At 71.8% G+C, this 24,632-nt stretch carries 20 protein-coding genes and 1 pseudogene; 6 read left to right on the top strand and 15 right to left on the bottom strand.

Features of this window, described 5'->3' with window-relative positions; genetic code table 11:
• Window positions 1-239 precede the first annotated feature (239 nt).
• From ACWD38_RS24180 to xylA, 3 genes are all read right to left on the bottom strand, one after another.
• Complete coding sequence (locus ACWD38_RS24180; RefSeq protein ID WP_450124956.1) at window positions 240-1,445, bottom strand: MFS transporter; 1,206 nt, start codon at window positions 1,443-1,445, stop codon at window positions 240-242.
• A 499-nt stretch (window positions 1,446-1,944) separates the two neighbouring features.
• A complete protein-coding gene (locus tag ACWD38_RS24175; protein ID WP_450124955.1) occupies window positions 1,945-3,213 on the bottom strand; it encodes an FAD-binding protein in 1,269 nt (422 codons plus the stop codon).
• A gap of 24 nt (window positions 3,214-3,237) precedes the next feature.
• Window positions 3,238-4,431: a xylose isomerase gene (gene xylA, locus ACWD38_RS24170; RefSeq protein ID WP_450124954.1), complete on the bottom strand. Its 1,194-nt coding sequence runs from the start codon at window positions 4,429-4,431 to the stop codon at window positions 3,238-3,240.
• 102 nt (window positions 4,432-4,533) lie between these two features.
• On the opposite strand from xylA, the gene ACWD38_RS24165 reads away from it, so the two are divergent.
• The 3 genes from ACWD38_RS24165 (at window position 4,534) to ACWD38_RS24155 (ending at window position 8,773) form a co-directional block, all read left to right on the top strand.
• Entirely contained in the window at window positions 4,534-5,739 is a 1,206-nt protein-coding gene (locus ACWD38_RS24165) for an ROK family transcriptional regulator (RefSeq protein ID WP_450124953.1), read from the top strand.
• A gap of 388 nt (window positions 5,740-6,127) precedes the next feature.
• On the top strand, window positions 6,128-7,624 hold the full coding sequence (locus ACWD38_RS24160) for an MDR family MFS transporter (protein ID WP_184478755.1): 1,497 nt from the start codon (window positions 6,128-6,130) through the stop codon (window positions 7,622-7,624).
• Between the two features lie 231 nt (window positions 7,625-7,855).
• A complete protein-coding gene (locus ACWD38_RS24155; RefSeq protein WP_450124952.1) occupies window positions 7,856-8,773 on the top strand; it encodes a helix-turn-helix domain-containing protein in 918 nt (305 codons plus the stop codon).
• An 82-nt stretch (window positions 8,774-8,855) separates the two neighbouring features.
• Here the strand turns inward: ACWD38_RS24155 and ACWD38_RS24150 are convergent, their stop codons facing one another.
• Window positions 8,856-9,422 carry a GNAT family N-acetyltransferase gene (locus ACWD38_RS24150; protein WP_450124951.1) on the bottom strand — a complete coding sequence of 189 codons (567 nt, stop codon included), beginning with the start codon at window positions 9,420-9,422 and terminating at the stop codon, window positions 8,856-8,858.
• A 191-nt stretch (window positions 9,423-9,613) separates the two neighbouring features.
• On the opposite strand from ACWD38_RS24150, the gene ACWD38_RS24145 reads away from it, so the two are divergent.
• The gene (locus ACWD38_RS24145) at window positions 9,614-10,636 is read left to right on the top strand and encodes a DUF6528 family protein (protein WP_450124950.1); all 1,023 of its coding nucleotides are present in this window, start codon (window positions 9,614-9,616) and stop codon (window positions 10,634-10,636) included.
• 217 nt (window positions 10,637-10,853) lie between these two features.
• Window positions 10,854-11,741, top strand: a complete 888-nt coding sequence (locus ACWD38_RS24140) for an SAM-dependent methyltransferase (RefSeq protein WP_450124949.1) — start codon at window positions 10,854-10,856, stop codon at window positions 11,739-11,741.
• A 3-nt stretch (window positions 11,742-11,744) separates the two neighbouring features.
• Here ACWD38_RS24140 and ACWD38_RS24135 read toward each other — a convergent pair whose 3' ends face one another.
• Window positions 11,745-12,524, bottom strand: coding sequence for a class I SAM-dependent methyltransferase (locus ACWD38_RS24135; protein WP_184478759.1), 780 nt, complete (start codon window positions 12,522-12,524; stop codon window positions 11,745-11,747).
• Between the two features lie 452 nt (window positions 12,525-12,976).
• On the opposite strand from ACWD38_RS24135, the gene ACWD38_RS24130 reads away from it, so the two are divergent.
• Window positions 12,977-14,170 carry an acyl-CoA dehydrogenase family protein gene (locus ACWD38_RS24130; protein ID WP_184478760.1) on the top strand — a complete coding sequence of 398 codons (1,194 nt, stop codon included), beginning with the start codon at window positions 12,977-12,979 and terminating at the stop codon, window positions 14,168-14,170.
• A gap of 39 nt (window positions 14,171-14,209) precedes the next feature.
• Here ACWD38_RS24130 and ACWD38_RS24125 read toward each other — a convergent pair whose 3' ends face one another.
• From ACWD38_RS24125 to ACWD38_RS24080, 10 genes and pseudogenes are all read right to left on the bottom strand, one after another.
• On the bottom strand, window positions 14,210-15,112 hold the full coding sequence (locus ACWD38_RS24125; protein ID WP_450124958.1) for a hypothetical protein: 903 nt from the start codon (window positions 15,110-15,112) through the stop codon (window positions 14,210-14,212).
• 22 nt (window positions 15,113-15,134) lie between these two features.
• The gene (locus tag ACWD38_RS24120) at window positions 15,135-15,773 is read right to left on the bottom strand and encodes a CocE/NonD family hydrolase C-terminal non-catalytic domain-containing protein (protein ID WP_450124957.1); all 639 of its coding nucleotides are present in this window, start codon (window positions 15,771-15,773) and stop codon (window positions 15,135-15,137) included.
• Between the two features lie 94 nt (window positions 15,774-15,867).
• A pseudogene (locus tag ACWD38_RS24115) lies at window positions 15,868-16,719 on the bottom strand (CocE/NonD family hydrolase); the annotation flags it as partial.
• A 299-nt stretch (window positions 16,720-17,018) separates the two neighbouring features.
• On the bottom strand, window positions 17,019-18,290 hold the full coding sequence (locus ACWD38_RS24110; RefSeq protein ID WP_184478763.1) for a 2-hydroxyacyl-CoA dehydratase family protein: 1,272 nt from the start codon (window positions 18,288-18,290) through the stop codon (window positions 17,019-17,021).
• The gene (locus ACWD38_RS24105) at window positions 18,287-19,453 is read right to left on the bottom strand and encodes a 2-hydroxyacyl-CoA dehydratase (RefSeq protein WP_450124948.1); all 1,167 of its coding nucleotides are present in this window, start codon (window positions 19,451-19,453) and stop codon (window positions 18,287-18,289) included. The genes ACWD38_RS24110 and ACWD38_RS24105 overlap by 4 nt, the downstream gene beginning before the upstream one ends.
• A gap of 223 nt (window positions 19,454-19,676) precedes the next feature.
• Entirely contained in the window at window positions 19,677-20,915 is a 1,239-nt protein-coding gene (locus tag ACWD38_RS24100; RefSeq protein ID WP_184478765.1) for a CaiB/BaiF CoA transferase family protein, read from the bottom strand.
• Entirely contained in the window at window positions 20,912-22,060 is a 1,149-nt protein-coding gene (locus ACWD38_RS24095) for a CapA family protein (protein WP_450124947.1), read from the bottom strand. The genes ACWD38_RS24100 and ACWD38_RS24095 overlap by 4 nt, the downstream gene beginning before the upstream one ends.
• Entirely contained in the window at window positions 22,057-22,836 is a 780-nt protein-coding gene (locus tag ACWD38_RS24090) for an amino acid ABC transporter ATP-binding protein (protein WP_221315772.1), read from the bottom strand. Before ACWD38_RS24090 ends, ACWD38_RS24095 begins: the two co-directional genes overlap by 4 nt.
• Window positions 22,833-23,714 (bottom strand): amino acid ABC transporter permease, encoded by an 882-nt coding sequence (locus tag ACWD38_RS24085; RefSeq protein ID WP_450124946.1) that lies wholly within the window; start codon window positions 23,712-23,714, stop codon window positions 22,833-22,835. Before ACWD38_RS24085 ends, ACWD38_RS24090 begins: the two co-directional genes overlap by 4 nt.
• Window positions 23,711-24,616 (bottom strand): transporter substrate-binding domain-containing protein, encoded by a 906-nt coding sequence (locus tag ACWD38_RS24080; RefSeq protein WP_184478768.1) that lies wholly within the window; start codon window positions 24,614-24,616, stop codon window positions 23,711-23,713. The genes ACWD38_RS24085 and ACWD38_RS24080 overlap by 4 nt, the downstream gene beginning before the upstream one ends.
• Window positions 24,617-24,632 lie beyond the last annotated feature (16 nt).

Genomic DNA, 24,632 nt, shown 5'->3' with positions numbered 1-24,632 from the left:
GTCGTTCAGCGGAACCTCAGCGGCTTCCTCGTTGCGCCCCTGGCCGGTGTGGCAGTTTTTTCCCGAGTGGCTCCGCCACGAGGGAAAAAGCTGTCCGCGCGAGGAAGCCGCTGAGAACCCGCCGGTGGTCGTCTTGCTCATGCCGGTCACTGCTCAGCGGCTCCGCCGCTGACAGGATCAAAGACAGGCAGTGAGGTCTCCCGTCGCGCGCCCGGTCGCCTGCCGGGCGCGCGACGGCGTCAGCCGGAGTCGCGCGGGCGGATCGTGTTGCGCAGCAGCAACGTGGTGATCACGCTGCTCACACCGACCAGCGCGATCGTGCGCTCGAGCGGGAGGAATTCAGCGACCACACCGAACATCAGGGGCCCGATTCCCTGGATCGTCATGGTCGTGGTGTTGAGCAGCGCGAAGCCCTGGCCCTGGAGTTCGGGCGGGACCGCCTCCAGGAAGCGCCGCTGCAAGCCGAGGAGGTAGGCGGAACCGACCCCGGTGATCACGTAGGCGGCCGCGATCACCAGGTGCGGCGGGTTCAGGATGAGCGCGATCAACGGCGTGCCCATGATCAGCAGCAGCGGCAGGACGAGTCGTTCGCGAGTGGCGGGCGGGAACGCTCGCCCGACCACGACGTCGCCGAGCAGCATGCCGACCGAGGTGGCGGCCAAGAGCACACCGGTCTCCGCCGGGCCGAACCCGCGGTGCGCGGAGTAGGGGATGAGCAGGCTGCCACCGGCGGCCAAGTACGCGGCGGGCAGGCACTGGGCCATGATCAACCCGGTGACTCCGGGAGCGCGGGCGAGCGCGGCATTGCCCTGCCAGGTCCCGCGCACGATCGAACCGCCCGCCCGGACCCGCCCGGTGCGGGGCAGGAACAGGCGGCTGATCACCGACGCGAGCAGGTGCGCCACCGCGGTGAGCAGCATCGTGCGTTCCACGCCCAGCCAGGCGGTCAGCGCCCCGCCCGAGGCCATCCCCACCAACTGCGCGGCGACCGCCACGAGGTACGACAGCGACCGCCCGAGCACGTAGGCGTCACCGGAGAGGACTCCCGCGAGGACCCGGGCCGTGGCGCCCGTGGTGACCGGGGTCAGGCAGGCCACGGTCGCGACGAGCAGCAGGCTCGCCGCGACCGGGAGGTGCCCTGGCGCGAGCAGCAGCCCGACGACGCACTGCAGGCCGTAGCCGGCGGTGATGAGCGTGCGCGGCGAGAACCGGTCAGCCATCGCGGCGAGGAACAGGCCGCCCGCGGCCTGCGGCAGGAAACCGATCGTGAACGCCATCGCCGTCAGCAGCGGTGAATCGGTCCGCTCGAACACCAGCACCGCCAGCGCCACGGACCGCACCGTGTCCGACATGACGCCGAGCGACCGACCGGCGAACAGCACCCGGAACTGCGAGACGGCGAAGACCTGGCCGTAGGTCGCCTTCACACCGAACTCATCAGTCATACCTTGTGTCTCGTCCCACTGGTCGTTCTGCGTAGGGGGCAGATGGCGGAACCCCGGTTGTCTTCTCGCTGCGGGATCAATTTTCCGACTGGCTCGCTCCACACGCAAAATTGCTGTCCTCGCGAGAAGACGACTGAGAACCCGCCGGTGGTCCGGTTGCTCTGGTGGTCGCTGCTCAGCGGCTTCGCCGCTGACAGGACGACGATCAAGAACACTGCTCGCTTGCGATGACGGGTTCAGAAGCGGGTGCTCAGCTGCTTTGTCGCGCCGGAAGCGGGGCGGGTTCTCGCTGCGGGCAACGGAACCGGGCCGCGTTCGGTGGTTGGTGGTGGTCCACGGGCGAGCGGCCGACCGGTGGGGCTGAGGGGCCTTTCAGAATGATCTTTTGATCGGTGTCTTGTCAGCGGCAGAGCCGCTGAGCAGTGACCGGCTCGAGCAAGACGACCGCCGCTGAGGTTCCGCTGAGCGACCTGCTACGCAGGTCGTTCTGAAAGGACTCCTAAAGCGTTCCGAAGACGTGGTGGTCGAGGAAGTCGTTGCGGAAGCGGTGGTCGGGGTCCCAGCGTTCGGCGAGGGCGCGGAAGTCGGGCAGGCGGGGGTAGCGCTCCGCGAGCACGTCGGGGCCCATCGCCCACACCTTGCCCCAGTGCGGGCGGGCGCCGAACGGTGCCAGCGCCGCTTCGACCGACGGAAGCGCGGCCTCCACGGCGGACTGGTCGAGGCGCCAGGTGAAGTGGATCGCCAGCGAGTCCCGCTCCCAGGCGGGGCTGAGCCAGCGGTCGTCCGCCGCGACCGAGCGCAGTTCGCTCACCAGCAGCACGGGCGCGAACGCGGGGCCCGCTTCGCGCAGCGCCTCGACGGCGGCCGCCGCGTGTTCGGCGCCCACCAGGTACTCGCTCTGGATTTCGGCGCCGCTGCTGGGAGTTCGCCCGGCCCGGAAGTGCGGCAGCCGCTCGTGCCACGGGCCGGGCGCGGCCTGCACGGTGACGTTCTCCGCCGGACCGCCCGCCATCGGGTGCCGCGGCCCGTCCACGAGGCCGACGCCGACGCGGTCGAACGGCCCTGCCTCGTGCGGGATGCCGTCGCGTTCCTTCACCACGCCCTGCCGGGCGCCCGCGTCGTCGAAGTCGGTGAACAGGCTGACGCTGTACCCGCTGGCCAGCAGCGCGCCGAGCTCGCCCGACAGCGCCGTCCACGGCATCGATCCGTACACGTGCTGGGTGACCTGGTAGGCGGGTTCGACGGCGAGCTCCAACCGCGTGATCACGCCGAGCGCGCCGAGCCCGACCACCGCGCCGGGGAACTCGGCGTCGCCCTCGCGCAGCTCGCGGAGCTCGCCGCGCGCGGTCAGCACCTCCAACGCCCGCACGTCGGAGGCCAGGCCGCGCAGCCTGGATCCGGAGCCGTGCGTACCGGTGGAGATCGCGCCGACGACCGACAGGTCCGGCAGGGAGGCCAGGTTCGCCAGCGCCCAACCGCGCGCATGCAGGTGCTCGGCCAGTTCGCGGTAGCGCACCGGGCCGGTGACCGACACGACGCGGCGCGCGGAGTCGATCTCGATCCCGGTCGGCATCGCCGCCAGCGAGATCCGCAGATCCGCGCTGTCGGCGATGCCGTTGAAGGTGTGCCCGGTGCCCGCGACCCGCACCCGATCGCCCGTGGTGACCGCCTCGGCGAGCTCGTCGAGGCCGCGGGGCTCGGCGAACCTCGGTGCGCGGTAGGCGTAGTTGCCCGACCAGTTCGTGCGGATCACTGCTCTCCTAGGCATCCGGTCATCGTGCCTTGCCGCGGGTCAGCCGCGGGCGCCCATCAGGTGTTCGGTCGCGAGCTGCTGCAGGCGCACCAGCCCGAAGCCGTGCCCGTCGAGGTATTCGGCGGCGTCGAACTCCTCGAACGCGGAGCGGTCGGACACCAGCGCCGCGTACCCCTCGCCGTCGGCGAGCGTCGGCACCGCCAGCTCCGGCACCCGCGCCGCGGCCAGCGCTTCCTGCACCTCGGGGTCGGCGCGGAACGCCTCGGCCCGTTCCTTGAGCAGCAGGTAGTTGGCCATGTTGGCGCGCACCGAATCCCACACGCCGGCCTCGTCCTCGGTGCGGCTCGGTTTGAAGTCGAAGTGCCGCGGCCCGTCGTAGGCGGGCACGCCACCGGGGCCGCCGTGCTCCAGCAGGTCCACGAGCGCGAACGCGTTGTGCAGGTCGCCGTGGCCGAACACGAGGTCCTGGTCGTACTTGATGCCGCGCTGGCCGTTGAGGTCGAGGTGGAAGAGCTTGCCGTGGTAGAGCGCCTGCGCGATGCCCGCGGCGTAGTTGAGCCCGGCCATCTGCTCGTGGCCGACCTCCGGGTTGACGCCGACGAGGTCGGGGCGCTCCAGCGAGTCGATGAACGCGATCGCGTGCCCCAGCGTGGGCAGCAGGATGTCGCCGCGCGGCTCGTTCGGCTTCGGTTCGAGCGCGAACCGGAGGTCGTAGCCCTGGTCGGTCACGTACTCGCCGAGCAGGTCCACGGCCTCCCGGTAGCGCTCCAACGCCTGGCCGACGTCCTTGGCGGAGTCGTACTCGGCGCCTTCGCGGCCACCCCACATGACGAAGGTGCGGGCGTCGAGCTCGGCGGCGAGGTCGAGGTTGCGCAGCACCTTGCGCAGCGCGAAGCGGCGCACCGCCCGGTCGTTGGAGGTGAGGCCGCCGTCCTTGAACACGGGGTGGGAGAACAGGTTCGTCGTGACCATCGGGACGACGACCCCGGTGTCGTCGAGCGCCTTCTTCAACCGGTCGATCTCGGTGCGGCGCCGCGCCTCGGTGGAGTCGAACGGGAACAGGTCGTCGTCGTGGAAGGTGAGCCCGTGCGCGCCGAGTTCGGCGAGCTTCTCCACGGCGTGCACGGTGTCCATCGGGGATCGGGTGGGGCCGCCGAACGGGTCGGCTCCGGTGTAGCCGATGGTCCAGAGGCCGAAGGAGAACCGGTCGGCCGGAGTGGGGGTGACGCTCATGATCGCTCGACTCCCTCGCAATATGTTCGGTTGGAGAACATAATAGGGTTCGGCTGCGAGCGGTGACAACACTCGAACCCTGCTCCGAACGATGGGAAGTGGATGCGCGGGAGCAATCTGGATCGCGTTCGGCGCGGCAACCTCGCGACCGTGCTGGGCCTCGTGCACCGCGGGGGAGCGCTGTCGCGCGCCGAGATCACGCGGACCACCGGGCTCAGCCGCTCCACCGTGGCCGCGCTCATCGCCGAACTCACCGACCTGGGGTTCGTGCTCGAATCCGGACCGGGAGCCACGGCCAAGGTCGGTCGCCCCTCGCCCCTGGTGCATCCCGATCCCGGCTGCGCCGCGATCACCGTGAACCCCGAGCTGGACGCGGTCACCGTCGGCGTGGTGAGCCTCGGCGGCAAGGTCCGGACCCGGGTCCGCAACGAGGTCGGGCACCCGGTCACGGCGGCGGAGACCGTCGAGATCGTCGTCGGCGACCTCGCGGACCTGGCGCCGGAGCTCGCGAGCAGCCGCGTGGCGGGCATCGGGGTCGCCGTGCCCGGCCTGGTCCGCGAAGGCGACGGCGTGGTCCGGTGGGCGCCGCACCTCGGCTGGCGCGAGGAGCCGATCGCGGCGGCGCTGCACCGGGCCACCGGTCATGCCGCGTTCGCCGCGAACGACGCGAGCCTGGGCGCGCTGGCCGAGCACATCTTCGGCGCGGGCGTCGGCGTGCGCGATCTCGTGTACCTCAACGGCGGCGCGAGCGGCATCGGTGGCGGCGTCATCACCGGTGGCGCGCCGCTCGGCGGGGTCGGCGGTTACGCGGGGGAGTTCGGCCGGACCCGGCCGGGCGTGCGCGACCCGGCCGACCGCGCGGTCGCCGACGGGACGCTGGAGGACGAGGTGGCCAGGGCTCGCCTGCTCGCGCTGCTCGGGCTCGACTCGGCCGACCAGGTCGAGCTCTCCGCGGCGCTCGCCGCGTCGGCCGATCCCGCGGTCCGCGCCGAACTCGCCCGCCAGGCGCGGGTGCTCAGCGTCGCGGTCAGCAACGCGGTCAACGTGCTCGACCCGGAGATGGTGGTGCTCGGCGGTTTCCTCGCGGACGTGCTGCGCGCCGACCCGGAGGGGTTCACCGGCCTGGTGCGGGACCAGTCGGTCGGGCCCGCGTCGGAGGGGGTGCGGATCGTGCCCGCGGCGCTCGGCGCGGACCTGCTCATGATCGGCGCGGGGCAGCTCGCGCTGCACCGGCTGCTCGCCGACCCGGCCGCGATCAGGGACCGCTCCGGGGTGAACGGACCGCCCGCCCCGGATCGCGGAGCGTGAGCGGGCGCCGGTGTTCGCGGACAGCTCAAGACACCTGCCTTAACGCCGTGACCTCGGCGAACGACCTGTGCTCACACGTCCTTCGGCCGGTACGTGACCGGGTTCGCCTTCATCACTCGAAAGTGGCATCTAAACTGGGTGGGCCGCCCGCGTGACGCGGGCGGCGGTGCAGGCGATGGCATGCCTGGGGGGAAGTAGCGAGGTCTCGGCTCTTGGCCGTCGCACGTTCATGACGTGCCGAGACCGGTGGTACCGGACCACTCGGCTCGTCCGGACCGAGTCCGCCGGTGTCGGCGGGTGATGTTTCTCGGAGCACGGTTTCCAGGCGCCGCGACGCGGCCGCGCCGGAGAACGCGCTCCACCTAGTTCTGTGAGGGGTACTCGAACCATGACCGACTCCACGAGAGCCGTGGACGCGGAGTCCGATCGCGGGGCCGCAGCTCCACCGCGAGCCGCCGTGCTGCTCGGTGTGCTGGTCGTCTCGGCCTTCGTCATGATCCTCAACGAGACGATCCTGAGCGTCGCGCTGCGCGACCTCACGGTCGACCTCGGAGTGTCGACCACGACCGTGCAGTGGCTGACCAGCGGATTCCTGCTGACGATGGCCGTGGTCATCCCGATCACCGGGTTCCTGCTGGAGCGGTTCACGCCGCGCCAGATCTTCATCGCCTCGCTGACCATGTTCAGCATCGGCACCCTGCTCAGCGGCCTGGCGCCCGGTTTCGGGGTGCTGCTGGTCGGTCGCGTCGTGCAGGCGTGCGGGACCGCGGTGATGATGCCGCTGCTGATGACCTCGGTGATGCGCCTGGTGCCGGTGTCGAAGCGCGGCGCGACGATGGGCACGATCACCATCGTGATCGCCGTCGCCCCCGCCGTGGGGCCGACGATCGGTGGTGCGGTGCTGGCGTCGCTGGGCTGGCGCTGGATGTTCTGGCTGGTGCTGCCGCTGTCGCTGCTGGCCTTGGCCATCGGCGTGGTCTGGATGCGGCTGGACGGCGAGACGCGACGGGTGCCGCTGGACGTGCTGTCGGTGGTGCTGTCCGCGGCCGGTTTCGGCGGCCTGCTCTACGGCCTGTCGTCGATCGGCGAGTCCGGTGGGGGCGACCACCCGGTGCCGCCGTGGGCGCCGATCGTGGTCGGCGCGCTCGCGCTGGCGGCGTTCGTGGTGCGCCAGCTCCGCCTGCAGCGCCAGGACCGCGCGCTGCTGGACCTGCGCCCGTTCAAGATCCGGTCGTTCGTCGTGGCGCTGGTGCTCACGGCGCTGCTGTTCATGTGCCTGCTGGGCGCCGGCGCGATCATGCTGCCGCTGTACCTGCAGACGGTGCTCAACACCAGCACGTTCGGCAGCGGCCTGGCGGTGCTGCCCGGCGGTCTTGTGCTCGGGCTGCTCGGCAGGCCGGTGGGGCGGCTGTTCGACCGCTACGGCGCGCGTCGCCTGGTGATCCCCGGTGCGCTCGCGATGGCGGTGTCGCTGGGGTTGTTCGCCACGCTGGGCGCGGACTCGTCGCTGGGCGCGGTGATCGCGATCCACGTGCTGATGATGACGGGGCTCGGGATGATGATGACGCCGTTGATGACGGAGTCGCTCAGCGCCCTGCCGGACCACCTGCATTCCCACGGCAGCGCGATCCTCGCGACGCTGCAGCAGGTCGCGGGTGCCTTCGGCACGGCGGTGTTCGTCACCGTCGCCTCGCTCGGCAGCACCGCGCCGTCCGGCGCACCCGACGCCGCCGGCCTGCGCACGGCGTTCCTCGTCGCGGCGGTGATCGGCGCGGCCGCGTTCGCGACCTCGCTGTTCGTCCGCTCCTCCGGCGGATCGGGCGAGCCGGTGTCGGTGACGAGCTCGGACGACGAGCACCGACCCAGCGAGACGGCGACCAAGTAGCAGCTCCGGTGGTCGGCTGAAGAGCCGACCGCTTCGGCGCGATCACTCCGGTGATCGCGCCGAAGTGCTTTCCGGGGCCCCTTTTCCGTCGAACACTCGATCGGGCGTTTTCCCGGATGTCATGGGCGATTCCTCGAATCGTCCGTTCCCCTGATGCGTCAAGATCGAGTGCGTTCCGCACCTGATTCGCGCAGTTCCGGCTCTTTCGACGAACGCGGTGACCGGCCGCGAATGCTGCAACCGGAACGCGTGATCAGGGGAGAAAAAGCGACGACAGGGAGGTGTTGCATGGCTGCCACCACTGGTACGCCCCGTGCGAAAGCTCTTTCGGCCGCGCTGCGCGACGCGCGGGAAACGCGCGGAGTCGGCCTCCGGGTGTTAGCGAGACGACTGGAGTTCCCGCACACCCAGATCCTGCACTGGGAGACCGGCCACCAGGTTCCCGGCGTCGAACCGGTCGCGATGATCCTCACGGCGCTGCGGGTCTCGGCGGGGGAACGGGAGCGGATCCTCGAGCTGGCCCGCGACGCGTTCACCGCCGGAATTCCGCAGCGGCCGACCGCGGTCGAGTGCGAACGCGCCCCCGCGTCGATCGTGGAGTGGTCACCGGCGGCCGTTCCCGAGCTGCTGCGCACCGGCGAGTACCGCCGCGCGCTCCTCGGCGTGCGAGGCATGCCGGAGTCCGATCGGGACACCGGCGCGGTGCCCCGGGCCGACGTGCTGGCCAAGAGCGACCCACCGGCGTTCGAAGCGCTGATCGGCGAGACCGTGGCGCACGAGCCGATCGGGTCCGCCCAGATCATGATCGCGCAGCTCGACCACCTCATCGAGATGTGCGCGCGCCCGGACATCACGATCCGGGTGGTGCCGCTGCGGGTCGGGTGGCACCCGGGCTGGTCGGGCCCGTTCGTCGTCCACGAGTTCCCGGGCGGTCTCGCGGTCGTGCGCTTCGAGCACGGCGTCTCCGGCGCGTTCGTCCCCGCTGGGCACGACGTCCGTGACTGTCGCGAAGCGGCGAGCAAGATCCGCGATGTGGCCCTGAGCCCGGCCGGCTCGGTCGATCACCTGGTGCGGGCTCGCAGGCAATGGGAGCGGGGCGGCGGGAACCGCGTGGCGCCGCCGGATCCGCGAGGGCTCGACGCCGAATAGGCGCCCTGGACGCCCTGGGGCGGTGTTCACGTGAGGTGCGGCGAATCCCGTTTCGCGGCAACGGACTTCTCCAGCGCCTCGATCACCCCGCTGCTTCCAGCGGGTGTTCCTCCTCGACGTCCGCGCGGGTGCAGGTGCTGATGCGGACTTCGGTGCCGTGCGTGGTGGTCCGCTGCTCGGAGTGGAAGCCCGCCGCCATCCGGGTGAGCCGCGCGTGGGTGACCTCGGATTCGAGCACGACCCGGTCGGCCGCGGGATCGCTGAGGACCATCTTGACGATCGTGCGCAGGATCGCCGTCGCCAGTTCGGGGTTCTCGTCCCCGGTGGGGGAGGCGAGCAGTCGCACGCCGACCGCCCCGGAGCGCTTGCCCGGCGTGGCGTGCTCCGGGGGGAAGGTCTCGAACAGGAACGCCGGGACGTCGTCGCGGAATCCGAGGTAGACCCGGCGTTCCGGCGTCAGCAGCATCGTTTCCAGCAGCTGCCGCACCTTCGTCGTCCGGCCCGGCGCCGTGGCCGGGCGGGCGTCGAGCAGCCACCGGCGCAGCAGCGTCACGTCGGCGCGGATGTCGATGGGCCGCAGCGCGAAGAAGCCCCAGTTCAGGTCGAAGGTGCTGAACGCGATGTCCTGCGGGGTCCTGGTCCAAGCCATGCTTCCTCCGTCGCTTGCGAGCGCGCCGGTCGGTGCGGACACCGCCCGGAGAATTAGTTAGGTTAGCCTAACCATGGTTGGGTTGCGGATGCAATCTCCCGGCCACGACGGGCGCCGGCTTTCGTCGTTCCGCCCCCGTTCACCTGGTGATCGCCTACCGTTCGATCAAGCGTGCTTCTAGGGGGAATCACATGCACAGCAGGCGAACAGTGCTCAAGGGCGTCGCGGCGGGAGCGGTCTTCGGATCGACCTCGCTGGCGAGCGGCGCGACCGCGAGCGCGGCGGCGGGCTACCACCTCGCCGTGGTCGATCAGAACTCCAAGACCGTGCGGATCTACGACCGCGACGCGACGCGCTGGAACGACGACGCGGTGATCTGGACCTTCGAGGGCAAGGAACCGCTGCTCGGCAAGAAGTGGTGGGCCGACCTGTCCGACGTCAAGATCCGCAAGACCGCGAAGCGCGGGCTCATCGCGCTCGTCGTCGCCTCCGGCGGCGGGGCCGGGGTCGTCGACATCAAGAAGCGCGGCGAGCACACCGACTCCGACAACGACTTGATCTGGGACGCCTACCCGGACGACAACCCGCATTCGATCGAGCGGATTCCGTACAACGGCTCGATCCTCACCGCCAGCTCCAAGGGCGAGAAGAACCTCCAGCTGTACTCGCCGAAGAACGCCGATTCCATCGACGACTTCGACGGTTACGAGAAGGTCAACTCCTGGACGTTCCCCGGTGCGCACGGCATCCTCTGGGATCCGCGGACGAAGGACTCGGTGGCAGAGGGCGTGCTGTGGGTGCTGGGGGACGGCAAGCTCGTCGGCTACAAGGTCAAGGGCTCCGGGCAGAACACCGACCTGGACGTGTGGCGGACGGTGCCCATCGAGCACGACGGCGCGAAGATGGGCCACGACCTGCAACCCGACTACACCCACCGCGGGCGGCTGCTGCTGACCGACAGCAAGGGCGTCTACAGCTACGACGTCAACGACGACAAGGTGATCAGCAAGCCGATCTGGGCGAAGGCCCGGGTCAAGTCCATCGCGCGCCACCCCGGCACCGGCGAGTACGTGTGGGTCGTCGGCTCGCCGGACACGGGGGAGATGGGCACGAAGGTCAGCATCGGCACGGAGCTGGGGAAGCCGTCGACCGAACGGGGCTGGGCGGACGCCCGGTTCTACAAGGCGCGGATCTTCTCGCCGGACTACGAGTGAGTCGCTCGGCGCTGAGCCGGGTGGTCCGCTCGTGCGGGATTTCCCGCTGACGATCCGGTTCGGCGGGGCGGCGGCAGCTGTTTCTTCGGTCAGCTGTCCGGAAATCTCCTTCCGGCAGCTGATCGTTCTCCTTGAGTTCCGGGGATATCGTGGCTGGACCGTCGTGGTCGCGCCGCGAACCGGGTCGTTCGGACGGGCCCTGGAGAGGAGATCGCTCGTGAACAGCCATGATCCTTCGGTGCGCCGGACACCGTCCATCCCGGAGGGCGTGGCCCTGACGGCAGCGGCGGTGGCGCAGGAACGCGCGGTCGAATCCGCCGCTCCTGGCACCCTCGTGCGGGACCCGTGGGCGCGGAAGCTGGTGGACGCGGCGGTGGCGGCGGCGCCGGACTCGCACCAGCAGTGGCGGTGGCTGGCCGACGGGGCCACTCCCGGGTCGATGGTCCCGGCGATGAGCGGCTTCCTGGCGTTGCGCACCCGCTGGATCGACGACGCGGTCCTCGCCGCCGTGACGGCCGGAGCGCGCCAAGTCGTGGTGCTCGGCGCCGGATTCGACACCCGCGCGCTGCGCCTCCCGTGGCCGGGCGAGGTCGACGTGTTCACAGTGGACCAGCCGGAAGTGGTGGCCTTCGTCCGGCACGTGCTCGACGGCGTCGCGCCCGCGCCCGGCGTGCGCTGGACCTCGGTCGCCGCCGACCTCACGGAGTCCTGGCCGGTCGCGCTGCGGGAATCCGGATTCGCCCCGGACGTCGCGACGGTCTGGATCGTGGAGGGCCTGCTGATGTACTTCGGGCCGGGCGAGGTGGAGGTGCTGCTGTCGGCCGTGCGGCAGCTGTCCGCACCCGGGTCGGCGCTGTTCACCGACGTCGCCGACCGCCGCGTGTTCGAGGCGGAGACGTTCGCGTCGGGTCGGGAAGTCCTCGGCGACAACCGGTCCCCGTTGCGCAGCGCGCTCGACGATCCGGCGACGTGGTTCGCGGCCCGCGGGTGGAACGCGCGGCTGGTCGACCCGCGCGCGCTGGCCGGTGCCCACGGCCGCGTCGTACCGCCCGTGCTCGACCCCGCCGGGCCGACGTTCCACTTCGCCGAGGCCGTCCTCCGGTGACCGTCAGTTCTTGCGGCCCACGAGGTGGAAGACGCGGCTGAGGCCGCGGTAGGGGTCGCGGCGGCTCGCTTCGAGCTCCGCCGCGGCCGTCGCCGCGACCCGCTGCTCGTCGTCGGGGTCGAGCTCGGTCCCGCTGAACTCCAGCCAGTCGACGAACAACCACACCCCGTACCAGCGCAGCGGTTCCACGTCCCCGGCGCGCAGGAGTTCGCTGAGCTCGTCGACCGTGTCGGCCCGGCCCGGCACGCCCAGCACCCCGATCTCGGTCCGGGAGTCGAACGCGGCCAGCGCGTCCTCCCAGCGCTGCTCCATCGCCGGGCGCACCGCCATGGCCGCCGCGTTCGCGGTCATGATGGAGACGAGCCCGCCGGTGTCGGCGCAGCGGCACAGCTGCTCGACCAGCGGCTCCGGCCGGTCGAGGTACCCGAGGACTCCGTGGCACAGCACGGCGTCGAACCGAGCGCCGTCGACCGCGTCCACCGCCCGCGCGCCGTCGGCGTGCAGCAGCGCCACCCGATCCCGCGCCTCGGCCGGTATCCGTTGCTCGGCCTTGTCCAGCATCGCCCGCGACGGATCGAGCACCGTCACCTCGTACCCGGCCCGCGCCAGCGGGAACGACTGGTGCCCCGCCCCGCCGCCGACGTCGAGCACCTTCGCCGGAGGCGGCGGCAGGTGCTCCAGCAGCTGCCGGTGCAGCACGTAGGTCCGCACCCGTCCCTTCACCGAGGCGTAAGCCCCCTCGGCGAACTGATCGGCCAGCCCGGCCCAAGCATCCTCACCCATGGCGCCAAGGTAGGCCCTCGCCCCTGGCCCCAGGATTGAGTTCGGTCAGTGATGCCGCCGTGCGGGGTGGCGAGCGAGTCATGGTGGCGGATCGAAGTCCTGCGGCGCCTTCGCGCTCGGCCGCGCCGTCCTGCGTCAGCGGAGCCGCCCCGGTCTGACTGGACCAGGTTGATCAACGCCCCTTGCCCCTTGCGGTCCTCGAGGCCGATGGAGGAGTGCACGCTGGTGCGGATTGATTTCGCGCATCGTGCGCGGGTGCGTTTTCTGGTCGGGGTGTGCGGATTATGTTTGCGCGCGGGGGAGGTGCGGCCGGGACTCGGCATCGAGGAGGCGCGGTCAGCTCGTCGTGGGGTGCGGCTGGTCCTTGGACCGGCTATCGCGGACCCGGTCGTTCGCAACGGCGTCATCGGTGTGCCGAGCGCCTCGTGCGCGACCTCGTGGAGGGAGGGGTGATGTGCGACCGACGATGCCACCACCGTGACGATCAGATCGATCGCGACTTCCTGTCGTCCGGGCACCACGCCCTCGCGGCGGCGGTCACCGAATTCGCCGAACTGCACGTTCGTCCGAGAATCCCGGAGCTGGAAGCCGCGGAGCAGGTCAATGCCGACCTGGTGCGGGAGATCGCCCGGCTCGGCTGGATCGGCGCGACCATCCCCACCTGCTACGGCGGACGGGGAGGCGACCACCGGGCCAAAGTGCTCATCATCGATCGGCTCTCCCGCGTCTCCGGTGCGATCGGCGCCGCCGCGCAAGCCGGCGACATTCCCGTGGCGCTGTTCCGGTGGATCGCCACACCCGAACAACGGCGGCGGTGGCTTCCGGCCTTGGCGTCCGGGCGAACGCTCGCCACGATCGCGGTGACGGAACCGGAGTGCGGCGGCTACGTCCTCGGGTCGGGCACCACCGCCACCCGCGATGGCCAGGACTACGTCCTCAACGGGCGGAAGTGCTTCGTCGGAAACTCCCACGTCGCCGGTGTCCACGCGGTCGTGGCCCGCACCGGCGAGGACGAGCTGAGCGCGTTCGCCGTCGACTCCGGCGCCGACGGACTCACCCTGCACCCCTACCGGCCCGGGCTCGGCCTGCGCGGGTTCTCGTTCGGCGACCTCGACTTCGACCACGTCCGCGTACCGGGCTCCGCGCGGCTCGGTGCGCAGGGCGACGGCCTCGACGCCGCTTACCTCGCCAGCGTCGTGCACGGCAGGCTGGACATCGCCGCCGTCGCGCTCGGCCTGCACCACACCCTGCTGGAGGTCACCGTCGAGTACGCCGGAGGGCATTCCCGGCTGTCCCGGCACGAAACCGTGCAACAGCGCGTGGGGCAGATCCAGTCGAACTACCTGACGGCCCGTCAGGTCGTCCACCACGCGGCCTGGTTGCTCGACCGGGGCGACGACTGCGACGCAGAGCTGGTCAACGCCAAGCACGTCGCCGTCGAACGCGGCATGGAATCGGTGCGGCTCGCCCAGGAGGTGTTCGGCGCCCGAGCGCTGCGCGCCGGCGAACCCGTCGAACGGTTGGCGCGCGACCTCCAGCACCTCTGGGCCCCCGCCGGTACCGCCGACGTCCAGCGATACCGGCTCTGGCAGACCGCCACCCGCACGTCCAAGTCCTCCTGGTCCCGTCGGGCCGCTGTCCGATGACCCCGGGCCGAGAGCGGGAGAGCCGACCGCCGGGCCGTTTCAGAAGTTCCTGGTCGTCACCGTCCAGTTCGGGGTGGTGCACCAGCCGCAGTCGGGGCCGAGGAAGCGGGACGTCGCCTGCTGGTCGTCGTCGAGGGTGAAGCGCAGCCACTCCGTCGTGACGCGCAGGCCCGCCGCGAGCATCGGCTGGTCGCCGTCGCCTTCGCTGATGCCGCGGCTGATCCCGCTGTGCCCGGCCTTGGTCGCCTCCACCAGGGCGGCGGGAACGGTGATGGCGGCGAAGTCCCCTCGGCTGTTGTCGTAGGCGACGTCGGTGGGTCCGCCGTTGAGCAGCAAGGTGGGGGAGTGCAGCGCGGCGAGCCTGCCGCGGTCGTGGCCGCCGAAGCGGGGTGTGGTGCTGAAGCCGGTGTTGAGGCCGACGACGGAACGCGCCCGCGGGTCGGCTCCGGCGAGCAGGGCTTCGATGCCGCCGCAGGAGGTTCCGGCTACCGCGACCCGCTTCGGATCGGCCTTGCCGTGCAACTGCTGCCCGCTCGCCGTGGTGTCCAAGGCCCAGTCGATGCCCGCGGTGAGCAGGTCGGGGCGGGCGAGGGTGGTGCCGGGTTCGGTCCGCACGGGCTGCGCCTCGGGGGCGCCGTTGGCGATCACGATGTAGCCGTGCGCGGCCAGTCCGGTGAGGTAGCCGCTGATGGTGAGGTTGCTGGTGCTGCACGCGCCGTTGCCCCAGGCGATCAGCGGCACTCCTCCGTCGGGGTACTCGGCGAGGTCGGCGGGCCGGTAGACGGTGTGCCCCGGCAAGCCCGCCGTGGCTTCGCGCACCGTCGGGAGGGCCGGTTCGGGCACGGGTGCGGTCGGGGTGGGCGGTGCGGCCGGAGAGCACGCGGTGGCCAGTGTCGCGCACAGCGCGGTCGCCGCCAAGGCGATGCGGACGTGGTTGCGCATTCGGGAATCCCTTCCTCGCCGGTCAGGCTCCGCGCTCGGGTAAGTCCACAATGGACCCTCCGAGCACGTCGATGCGGGAACCGGCGGCGTCGGGGAGCACTCCGGTCTCGCGCGGGTCGTAGCCGGTGACGGTGATCTGGACGCGGTGCCCTGCCCGCACCTGGTAGGAGGTCGGCAGCATCGCGAAGTGCAGCCGGGCCGATTCGCCCGGCGCGACGGGATCGGCGTCGGCGGCGTACGCGCGGTGCCACGGCACGCCGGCGGGCAGCGCGTACGGCGCGCGGTGCTCGGCGCGCAGCGACACCTGCTGGCGGCCCTCGGTGATGACCGTCGTGGAACCGTCCGGGGCGACGTCCTCCAGGTACGCGAACACGTGCGCGTCGGAGCGGTTCACCCGCACCGTCAGGTCCGCCACGGGGGTGCCGGTGAGCTCGACGTCGCGGTCCAGCACCGGGCCGGTCCAGCTCGTGCCGCTGCCGGGGATGTGGCAGGGCTGGATCGTGGAGCCGCTGCCCGGGTCCTCGGGGCATTCGAGGGACGGATTCACCGCGATGGTGCGGGAACCGGGGGCGTTCGAGCCGAGCACGCCGTCGCCGCCCAGCGCGGTGGGTTTCGGCGCGGTGCCGGAAGGCGGCCAGGTCTCGGCGGTCTTCCACTCCAGGCCGGTCGCGTCGGCCGCGTCCGAGCGGGGGGGTGGCGTAGTGGATGCGCGGTTCCCGCTCGATGCCGGTGTCGAGGTCCTTGAGGTGCTGGTCGAAGAACCGGTGCGCCTCCTCGACGAGGCCGAAACCGGCGTTCTCGCAGTGCTTCCACGGCCCGATCAGCAGCCGCGAACCGGGCACGTTGAGCACCGTCGCGATGCCCTGTCCGCGCAGCTCGTCGTGCCAGCCGCCGACCACGTAGACCGGGACGCCGGAAGAGCGGATCTGATCGGCGTACGAACCGGCGCTGCCCTCCGACCAGAACCGCGACCCCACCAGCGGGGAGAAGTCGTCCCGGTGCGGCATGCCGCGCCACATCTGCGCCAGCGGCGTGGACTCCTGGTGCTCGATCGCCGCCTGCCGCAGCAGGACCTTGCCCTCGTCGCCGTCGACGGGCCGGTTCGCGAGGTCCTGCTCCACGGTGCGGGACGGGCCGAAACCCCACTGGGCGGAGATGCCGCCGGGCCGCCACGCGTCGTACTTGTCCCAGGAGAAGCACCCCGCCAGCACCGCCTTGAGGTGCGGCGGGCGGACGGTGAGCGCGTGCATCGCGGCGTCGCCGGTGTTGGAGCAGCCGTAGATGCCGACGTCCCCGCTGGACCAGCTCTGCGCGGCGAGCCACTCGGTGACCTCGTAGGCGTCGGCGGCCTCGATGCGGTCGTTGTAGCCGCGGCGGGCGCCGAACGACTGGCCGTTGCCGCGCCGCGCCACCTGCGCGACGACGTAGCCGTGGTCGGTGAGCTCGGGAATCGTCTGGATGCCGCCCGTCTTCGGTCCCGCGCCGTCCTCCGGTTTCCGGTCGATGGACAGGCTGTGCTGCCACAGCACCGGGAACTCGCCCGGGGCCGCGGACCCGTGCACGGCGGGTCGGTCGAGGCGGATCGCCAACCGGGTTCCGTCGCGCATCGGCAGGTAGAAGGACTCCGTGACGCGGTCGGTGAACGTCGGCTCCGGCCGGTAGGTGCCGAAGGTCGACGCCGCGTTCCGGTCGGCGTCGCCGGGGACGGTGACCAGCAGCAGGACCGCCGAGCCGACGAGGGCGAGCGCCCCGCCGAGCAGCGCGGCCCGTCGGCGGCCGGACGAGGGAGATCTGGGCATGGGTCCTCCGTGCAGCGATCGTTGGTGCAGGGGATTGGTGTTGCGCCGTAACGGATTCGGGTGTGCGCTCACCCGGGAACCCTTTCCAGGGGCCGATTTCCGCAGTCTCAGGACGTCGTGCCGGGCAGGACGTCGGTTTCGAGCCACGAGCCGACCGCCGTGTCCAGGAACGCCGGATCGGAGCGGCGGGCGTCGACGTTGTCGGCGTGCAGTTCGAGCACCGCAACACCGGCCGCGCGCAACGCGCGAGTCGTGGCCCAGCTGCCGCGCGCGTCGTCGGAGACCAGGTGCACCACCCCGTGCACGCCGTGCGCCAGCGCTTCCTTGACGTACCACTCCGCCGACCACGGCGGGGTGTAGAGCTGGTCGGAGAACGCGGCGAACCGGGCGGCCAGGGCGCGCAGCGGATCGTCGCCGTAGCGGACGTAGCCGTCGGCGGCGATCGCCAGGTACATCGACCACACGAACACCGCGCCGTAGCGCTCCTGGAAGCGGCGGTAGAAGTCCAGGTCGAACCACAACCCGCGCCCGATCCACATCAGCCGGGCGCGTTCGCCCTCGCACACCGCCGCACCCGCGCCGACGCGCTCGGCGACGTCGTCGTGCAGCCGCTTCGCCGCGTCCCGCGCCCACGTGGTGCCGCGGTGCCACTGCGGGATCATCACGGCGGGGATGCCGTCGGTGACCGCGATCGGGCACGGACGGGCGGTGGCGATCAGGTCGCGGGAGCGGCGGTTCCACTCCTCCTGCTCGTTGACCAGCGCCATCACCTCCGTGAAGCGCTGCTGCGAGAAGCGGCGGCCCGTCGTGGTCTCCAGGAAGCGGATGAGGCCTTCGAGCTCACCGGTCATGAGGTCGATGCGGTCCCGCCCGATCGCCTCCTCCCAGCGGTGCGGCATCAGCTCCCACCAGCGTTCCGGCACCGAGTCGGCGGCGGCGCTCTCCAACGGGTAGAAGGTGACGCCGGGCTGCTCGCCCCACACGTCGAAGATCTTCCGGGAGGCGTCGCCGGTGGTCTCGGCGAGCACGATCGACGGCATCGGCAGCCCACCCCACGGCGCCGAACCCGGATCGGGGTCGAACGCGCTGCCCAGCGACGTGGAGCTGTACTGCTCGGTGTAGTCGGGGTAGCCGCGGTCGCGCAGCCGCGCGAGGTGCTCGGGGGTGCGGCGCTTGGCGGCGACGATGGACGCCCACCACTGGTTGACGACGTACGGGATGCCCATGGCGCGGAAGACCTCCTGCGGGGCGTCCGCGTTGACCAGGGCCAGCGGGGAGCCCGCCGCGACCTCGCGGTGCAGCTCGGCGAACCACTCGCGCTGGTGGGCCGTGGCCGCGGCGGCGCTGGGCAGCCGGTCCTTCCTGGCCGGTGCGCTCATCGGGTCACCTCCGCCGGGACGCGGAGTTCGGCGAGGGCGCGATCCAGCTCGCGCGGGTCGATCTCCCCGTACGGCTGGCGTTCCACGATCGCCGACGGCACGTCCACCGCCGCGCGCTGCGCGGGGAAGTCCCACGGCGGGGCGTCGTCGTACCGGCGCACGTAGCTCAGCAGACCTTCGGCGCCGCGGTCGCGCACGGCCGCGCGGGTGTGCGCGGCGCGGTCGCGGATCGACGCGCGCGGCGCGGCCGGACCCGCGAACTGGTAGCGCTCGGCGACGGCGAGTTCGGTGGGGGCGCCGACGTCGTGCGCGGACAGCAGGTCGCCGCGGTCGTGGTCCTCGCCGACCACGAGCAGACCCGCTCCTTCCAGCGCCTCGTAGACCTCGGGGGAGTCGTGGCTGCTGCCGGTGAGGTGGATCGGATGTCCGGTGCGGGGTTCCCGCGTCCGCAGTTCGGCCAGCAGGTCGCGCAGCAGGTTTTCCGCCCGATCCACCGGGAGCGAGTTCGCGGCCCGCACCACGCCCAGCGCTTCGGTGCCGGTGAGCCTGCGCTGCCCCGGTCCGCGAAGGTCACCGACCCGGCGCAGCAGACCGCGCACCCGGTCGTGCGCGGCGACGGCGGCGGCGAACGCGTCGTCGGAGATCGGGTCGCCCGTCAGTTCTCCCAGCCACGCGCGGAATTCCCGGACCTTCGCCAGCACGTAGCGGGTGGTGGTCCGGTGCGGGAGGTGCAGCACGTCCACCAGGTGCAGCGGCGGGATCGGCACCTCGGGTTCGACCCGCCGCAGCTCGCGGAGCACGTAGAACAGCCGCAGCGAGGCCTCGCAGTCCCGCGAGACGACGAGCGCGTCCAGCCGACCGTAAGCGCCGTCGAGCAGCCGGGTGAGCACCGAGCACGCGACGGGGTCGAGCCCGCCGCCGAGGTAGCCGCGGCCGAGCTCGGCGTCCTCGGCGGGCGATCCCGCCAGCCGCACCGGAAGCATCCAGGCGGCCGTCAGCAGCTCCACCGGAACGTCGGCCCCGACGTACCCCGCCACCGGCGCGGCGGCGTCGGTGCGAGCGGGGAGAACGCCGGGCGCGTCCTCGGCCGCCGGGTGCCGGGGCGCGGCGCCTCCGGGGGGCGCGGCGGCGTGGTCGAGAAGCGCGGCGAGAGCGGCGGACATGGGAGTCCTCCCATCGATGGTGCGTGGGTCTCACCCGAATCCCCTGTGGGCTTCCGCGATTTCGCGGGGAATTGAATGCCCCCGGCGTGTCGGACGTTCGGGGTGGACGAACGTTCTCCCTCGTCGGAGCGGGGGAGCGAAGGGGGATTCGGGGGTGTCACCTCGTTCGGGTGGTGCGATTTCTCGCGAAATCGCGGGAAGCCGAAGCAGGTGTGAACAAGGGTCAGATGACGGAATCCGCCGTGAGGGCGGTGAGTTCTTCGTCGGTGTAGCCGAGGAGGTCGCGGTAGACGTGGTCGTTGTGCTCGCCGAGAGCGGGAGCGGGTGAGTCGAGTCCGACCGAGGCGCCGGAGAAGGTGATCGGCAGCCCGGTCGCCGACAGGTCCGCACCGGTGTCGTGGCGGGGGTGGGTGATCGGCACGACCTCGCGGCGTCGCCGCACCAGCGGGTCGCGCACGGCGTCCTTCGGATCGCGGACCTCGGCGGCGGGCACGCCCTCGGCGGAGAGGCGCTCGATCACCTCCGCCTTCGGCAGGTCCCGGCACCAGTCGCGGATGAGGTCGTGCAGCTCGTCGGCCCGCCGCACCCGTTGGTCGCGGGTGCGGAAGTCCGCTTCGGCCACGAGGTCCGCGCGGCCCATCGCGCGCAGCACCCCGTGGGCGAACGCGTCGGTCGGCGCGCACAACGCGATGTGCCCGTCGGCGACCGGCAGGATCCCGAACGGCGCGAGCCGCGGCACCATCGACCCGGTGCGCTGCGGCATCCCCACGGCTTCGAAGGCGTCGAACGGCTCGCAGGCGACCAGCGAGGTCAGCGCGCCGAGCATCGACACGTCCACGTGCTGGCCCTGCCCGGTCGTCTCGGCCTGCAGCAGCGCCGAGACGGTGCCGATCACGGCGAACATCGGCGCCAGCATGTCCCCGATCGGCAGCCCGAAGCGCACCGGGTCGCCGTCGGGTTCACCGGCGGTCATCATCACCCCGGACAGCGCCTGGATGATCGAGTCCATGGCCTTGCCGGAGCCGGGGCCGCCTTGCGCGCCGAACCCGCTGATCGAGGTGTAGATCAGCCGCGGGTTGATCTCCCGCACCGAGTCGTAGTCGATGCCCAGCCTGCCGGTGACGCCGGGCGAGTAGTTCTCCACGAGCACGTCGGCGTCGCGCACGAGGTCGGTGAACACCGATTTCGCCCGCGGATCCTTGAGGTTGAGCGTGACGCTGAGCTTCCCCCGCCCGCGCACCAGCATCGACACCGACATGTCGTCGTCGTGCCTGCGCGACATCGCGAGCCCGTCCTTGCCGACGTACGGGGAGTTGTTGCGCGAGGTGTCCCCGCCGGTGGCGGGGTTCTCCACCTTGATCACGGTCGCGCCGAGCCCGGCGAGCAGCAGCGTCGCGTAGGGGCCGGCGAGCGCGGTGGTCAGGTCGATGACGGTGCGCCCGGCGAGCGGCTGGTCGGTCATGAGGTCCTCTCTGCGGTGCGGCGGGTCGCGGTGATGACGACGTCGTCGTCGCGGCGGGTGAACGTGCCGTTGAGCCGTGCCGCGGCGGTGATCCGCTCGACGTAGTCGAGGACGCCGCGCCCGTCGGGGGAGTCGGCCGCGAGCGGTACCGGCCGCCCGGCGTCGTCGATCCGGCACGGCACCAGGCCCGCCTCGACGAGCCCGTCGCGGTCGAAGCGGCAGGTGGCCACGACGGTGTTCCGGCTCTCCGGGTGGAACGGGTAGTACGGCATGTCCGGGTCGGGAGCGAAGCCGTAGAGCGCGGTGCGCTTCGCGGCCCACGCGGCGCGTTCGGCGTTGTCCCCGCCGGTCGGGGTGAGCGCGCGGGTGACGGTGACGAAGTTGCCGAGCCCGTGGAAGATGGGCTTGCCGCGATGCACTTCGACGCCGCGCATGATGTGCGCGTGGTGGCCGAACACGGCGTCCGCGCCGGCGTCGATCGCGGCCCGCGCCACCGGCCCTTCGTACATGGCCACGGCGGCCGGGGTGTGCCCGACGCCCTTGTGCAACCCGACCAGCACCACGTCCGCTTCGGCGCGCAGCCGCGCGATGTCGTCGGCCATGGCTTCCAGGCCGTCGGGGTCGGCGAAGGTGTAGACGCGTGGCGGCCCGCCGGGGCTGGCGTGGTCGAGCTCGTAGTGGGTGAGCACGTGCAGGTAGGCGCAGCCCGCTTTCCGCGAGGTGGCCCAGGATTCGCGCGGGCCGACGCAGTTGTAGGACAGCACGCCGATCCGCAGCCCGCCGCGTTCCACGACGGCCGGGGCGCGGGCCTCGGCGAGGTCGGCGCCCGCTCCCGTCGGCACGAGCCCGGCGGCCCGCGCGTGGGCGGCGGTGTCGATCACCCCGGCCTCACCGGCGTCGAAGATGTGGTTGCCCGCCAGCGTGACCACGTCGAACCCGGCGTCGGCGAGCGCGCCGAGCGCGGCGGGATCGGCCGGTGGCGCGGGCACGTCGGTGCTGACCTGCACGGTGCTCGTGGAGTGCGGCACCTCGACCTGGCCGATGGTGACGTCGGCGTCGCGCAGCAGCGGTGCCGACGGCGCGAGGAACGAGGCGGGGTCGGGTTCGTCGAGGATGAGGTCGCCGACCGCGGCGATGGTGATCACGAACGCACCTCCTGGGAGTGGTGGCGGGACAGGAAGGCCCGCAGCCGTGGGCTCTTGGGCGCGCCGAACATGTCGGCGGGCGGCCCGGATTCGACGATCCGGCCCGCTTCCATGAACACGCAGCGGTCGGCGATCTCGCGGGCGAAGTTCATCTCGTGGGTGACCACGACCATCGTCAGGCCGTCGCCCGCGAGCCCGCGCAGCACGCCCAGCACCTCGTCGACGAGTTCGGGGTCGAGCGCGCTGGTCGGTTCGTCGAACAGCATGATCCGCGGCCGGGTGGCCAGCGCCCGCGCGATCGCCACCCGCTGCTGCTGGCCGCCGGAGAGCCGCCGCGGGTAGTCGTGCAGCTTTTCGCCGAGCCCGACCCGCTCCAGCAGCGCGGTGGCGTCCCGTTCGGCGTCGGCGCGGTCGCGGCCGTGCACCCGGCGGGGTGCTTCGGTGACGTTGCGCAGCACGCTGAAGTGCGGGAACAGGTTGAACTGCTGGAAGACCATGCCCACCTTGCGGCGCTGCGCGGCGGCACCGGCCGGGCTCAGCGCCCGCAGCCCGCCGCGGTGCTCCTCGTGGCCGAGCAGTTCGCCGTCGAGGTACATCGCGCCGCCGTCGATCGACTCCAGCTGGTGGGCGCAGCGCACCAGCGTCGACTTCCCGGAGCCGGACGGGCCGATGACCACGACGACTTCGCCTTCGGCCACGTCGAGGTCGATCCCGTCGAGCGCGGCGTGCGAGCCGAACCTCTTGGTGACGCCGCGCATCCGCAGCACGGGGCTCATGCCGACCCTCCTTCGTGGACTTCGCGGAGGTGCCCGCGGGCGACGCGCCGTTCGAGGCGGCGCTGGCCGATGGTGAGCAGCGTGACGACGGCGAGGTACCAGAAGCAGGCGACCAGCAGCATCGGCACGATCTCGTAGGTCTGGTTGTAGATGACCTGCACGGCGTGCAGCAGGTCGTTCATCGCGATCACCGAGACCAGCGCCGTTCCCTTGAGGACGCTGATGAACTGGCTGCCGCTCGGCGGGATGATCACCCGCAGAGCTTGCGGGAGCACGATCCGGAAGAACGTCTGGCCGGGCGTGAAGCCCATCGCGCAGGCCGCTTCGCGCTGGCCCTGGTCGACGCCCAGCACCCCGGCGCGGATGATCTCGGCGAGGTAGGCGGACTCGACCAGCGACAGTCCGATGACGCCCGCGGTCAGCGGGGTGATGAGCTCGTTGGTGTCCCAGCTCAGCAGTTCCGGTCCGAACGGCACGCCGATGCTCAGCTCCGGCAGCAGGTACGCCAGGTTGAACCAGAAGATCAGCTGCACCAGCGGCGGAATGCCCCGGAAGAGCCCGACGTAGAGCGTCGCGGCCCACCGGAACGGGCCGAAGTCGGACAGCTGCGCGGCCGCCAGCACCGCCCCGAGCACCAGGCCGATGGCCATCGCCAGCACCGCCAGCAGCACGGTGGTGCCGAGCCCGGCCAGCACCGAGGGCGCGAACAGGTGCGCGGCGACGACGTCCCACTGGAAGCGCTCGTTGGTGATCAGGAAGGCGACCAGGCGCGCGGCGAGCAGCGCCAGCACCGCTCCCGCCACCCAGCGCCAGGGCCGGATCCGGCCGTGCGCGGTGGCGACGTCGTGGCGGTCCGCGGCGGCGGTGGGGGCGCTCATGCGGGCTTCCCGGCGTTGTACTCGGGCGCGGGCACGGTGGCGTCGTCGAGCCCCCACTCGTGCATGATCCGCTGGTAGGTGCCGTCGGCGAACAGCTGCTGGAACGCTTCGTCGAGCACGGGTCCGAGCCTGCTGAACTCGGCGGTGTAGAGGGCGAGCTTGTCGGCGGTGGCGCCTTGCTGCTCGGTCTGCACGACGTAGTCGTAGGTGTCGTCCTTGGCTACGAGGTCGATGGCGGCGGCCTGGGTCATCCCGGCGGCTGCGGCGCGTCCGGAGCGGGCGGCGAGCAGCGTGGCGTTGGTGTCGGCGAGTGCGATGGACGCGACGGGGGCGCGCCCGGTGCGCTCGCAGTGCGCGGAGAGCTGGTCGAGCTGGTCCTCGACGATGCTGGCGGTGACGACCGCGACGCTCTTGCCGCACAGCGCATCGGCCGTGGTGATCGGCTCCGCGGTGTTCACGGGGACCGCGTAGGAGGTGCGGGCGGTCATCCAGGTGACGGTGTCGAACTGCTTCTGGCGCGCGGCGGTCACCTTCACCGGCCCGTTGAAGACGTCGTAGCGGTCCGACAGCATTCCTTGCAGGGCCGCGGGCAGGCTGTCGACGATGATCGTTTCGGTGCGCACGCCGAGGATCCGGCTCAGCGCGTCCTGGAAGTCCTTGTCGATGCCGGTGATCGAGCCGTCGGGCCCCACCGTCCGGTAGGGCGGGTGCGAGTCGCCCGCGAAGCGGATCACGCCTGCTTCCCGGACCGATTCGGGCAACGCGTCGTAGAGCGCGGCGTTCGAACCGGGAGGCGCGGGCTGGATGGTCTCGGCGCCGCCGGATCCGCAGCCGGTCAGCGCGAGGGCTGCGGCGGCGAGGACGACCAGCGTCGAGCGGGGTAAGCCGGAGGAAGGGCGCATGGCGGTCGTTCTCCCT

This window comes from Saccharopolyspora sp. NPDC002578, assembly GCF_053592695.1.
This window is presented reverse-complemented; position numbering and strand designations above follow the sequence as displayed.